Origin of the sequence: Streptomyces bobili (assembly GCF_002154575.1) — a bacterium.
Lineage (GTDB): Bacteria > Actinomycetota > Actinomycetes > Streptomycetales > Streptomycetaceae > Streptomyces > Streptomyces bobili.
Genome location: NZ_MUBA01000686.1, coordinates 1 through 2,619, shown reverse-complemented (window position 1 = coordinate 2,619; position 2,619 = coordinate 1). Strand labels below are relative to the sequence as shown.

3 protein-coding genes are annotated in these 2,619 nt (G+C 70.9%); all 3 read left to right on the top strand.

All coding sequences use genetic code 11. The annotated features are described in order from the left end of the window. On the top strand, positions 1-827 hold an 827-nt coding region (locus BZL64_RS36220; RefSeq protein ID WP_143663417.1), incomplete at its 5' end, for an aldehyde dehydrogenase family protein. Positions 828-1,134: 307 nt separating this feature from the next. Beyond that, positions 1,135-2,025: a glycoside hydrolase family 19 protein gene (locus tag BZL64_RS36215; protein ID WP_086773276.1), complete on the top strand. Its 891-nt coding sequence runs from the start codon at positions 1,135-1,137 to the stop codon at positions 2,023-2,025. 28 nt (positions 2,026-2,053) lie between these two features. Further along, positions 2,054-2,619, top strand: a 566-nt coding sequence (locus BZL64_RS36210) for an aldo/keto reductase (protein ID WP_208639596.1), incomplete at its 3' end; no start/stop codon positions are given.

Here is a 2,619-nt window from a genome sequence, read left to right as displayed (position 1 = left end):
CCGACGCGGTCGCCGTCGTCGAGGGCGGCATCCCGCAGACCACGGCCCTGCTGGCCGAGCGCTTCGACCACATCTTCTACACGGGCAACGGCGCCGTCGGCCGCATCGTGATGCGTGCCGCCGCCGAGCACCTCACCCCGGTCACCCTCGAACTCGGCGGCAAGTCACCGGCGTTCGTGGACCGCGGCACCGACCTCGCCGTCGTCGCCGACCGGCTCGCCCGCGGCAAGTTCCTCAACGCCGGCCAGACCTGCGTCGCCCCCGACTACGTCCTCACCGACCCCGAGACGGCCGCCGCGCTCGAACCCCTCCTCGCCGAGGCCGTCGAGAAGGTCCACGGCGCCGACCCGCAGACCTCCGGCGAGTACGGCCGGATCATCAACGAGCGCCACTTCGACAGGCTCACCGGCCTGCTCGACTCCGGCCGGGTCGTGGTGGGCGGGAGCAGTGATCGTCAGGACAAGTACATCGCGCCGACCGTCCTCGCCGACGTCGACCCCGCCTCGCCCGTCATGCGGGAGGAGATCTTCGGCCCGATCCTGCCGATCGTGACCGCCGACGGCCTCGACGGCGCCATCGCGTTCATCAACGACCGCGACAAGCCCCTCGCGCTCTACGTCTTCTCCGAGTCCGAGGAGACCCGCGCGCGCATCGCCGCCGAGACCTCCTCCGGCGGCCTGGGGCACGGGCTGCCGCTCGCCCATCTCACCGTCTCCGACCTGCCGTTCGGCGGAGTGGGCGAGAGCGGCATGGGCAACTACCACGGCCGCTACTCGATGGAGACCTTCAGCCACCGCAAGGCGGTGCTGGAGAAGCCGCTGAGCTGAGCGGACGGGGACACTCCTTCGGCGGGGGCTGAAGTGGTCGGCAGCGGCCTCGACACTGGACCCGGCCGGGCTCTGTCAGGGCAATGGCAGGGCTCGGTCCGGGCTCCGGCCGGGCTCTGGCCGGGCTCTGGCCGGGTTGACTGGTCTACACCCTTGACTGGTACAGACCAAAGCGGTTGAGTGTGGCTCCACACCCCCCACCACGGCCGGCCCCGCGCCGCGACCGGTCCCCACCGGCACGCGCACCAGGCCGGGCTCCGCCCTGCCCGCGCCGGGGACGGCCGTGCTCCGCGAAGGAGTTGATCCCGTGTCGAGACGCCGCATCTCCGCCGTCGTGACCGCACTCGTCCTCGCCGGCGCCGTACCCGTGCTCCTGCCGGCCACGAGCGCGTCCGCCGCCGCCTGTTCGAGCTACCCGAGCTGGACGGCGGGCAAGGCCTACCGCACCGGCGACATCGTCCGCTACACCGACGGCAGGGCCTACATCGCCGAGCACGACAATCCGGGCTACGACCCCGTCATCAGCACCTGGTACTGGGAGCCGTACGCCTGCGACAGCGGACCGGGGACGCCCGTGGGCACCTTCGTGGTCACCGAGGCGCAGTTCAACCAGATGTTCCCGGGCCGGAACTCCTTCTACACCTACAGCGGCCTGACCGCCGCCCTCAAGGCCTACCCCGGATTCGCCAACACCGGCAGCGACACCACCAAGAAGCAGGAGGCGGCGGCCTTCCTCGCCAACGTCAGCCACGAGACCGGCGGACTGGTGCACATCGTCGAGCAGAACACCGCCAACTACCCGCACTACTGCGACTGGAGCCAGCCCTACGGCTGCCCGGCCGGCCAGGCGGCCTACTACGGCCGCGGCCCCATCCAGCTCAGCTGGAACTTCAACTACAAGGCAGCGGGCGACGCGCTCGGCATCGACCTCCTCAACAACCCCTGGCTGGTGCAGAACGACGCGGCCGTGGCCTGGAAGACGGGCCTGTGGTACTGGAACACCCAGAACGGCCCCGGCACCATGACCCCCCACAACGCCATGGTCAACGGCGCCGGCTTCGGGCAGACCATCCGCTCCATCAACGGCTCCCTGGAGTGCGACGGCAGGAACCCCGCGCAGGTGCAGAGCCGGGTCACCAAGTACCAGCAGTTCGCGCAGATCCTCGGCGTCTCCCCGGGCGGCAATCTCTACTGCTGACCCGCACGCGGTGTGCGACACTCCGCCGATGACCTCGGAAACGATCACCGCGGACGCCGCCGGCACCTGGACACTGGGCGACACGACCGTCGGCCGCGTCGGCTTCGGCGCGATGCGGCTGACGGGTGACGCCGCCTTCCACCTCGGCACACCGAGCGACCGCGACCGGTCGATCGCCGTGCTGCGCAAGGCGGCCGGCCTCGGCGTCAACCACATCGACACCGCGGCCTTCTACTTCTCCTCCCTGCGCTCGGCCAACGAACTCATCAACAGCGCGCTCGCCCCGTACCCGGACGACCTGCTCATCGCCACCAAGGTCGGCCCCTTCCGCGACTGGTCGGGGGAGTGGGGCACCTCGGCCCGTCCCGAGGACCTCCGCGGCCACGTCGAGGAGAACCTGCGCCAGCTCGGCCGGGACCACCTCGACCTCGTGTACCTGCGCCGGATGGAGCAGGACTCGATCGCCGAACACTTCGGCGCCCTCGCCGAGCTGCGCCAGGCCGGACTCGTCCGCCACCTCGGCGTCTCCGGCATCGAGCCCCGCCATCTCGCCGAGGCCGTAGCGGTTCTGGACGCTGACCACCGGGGCGATGG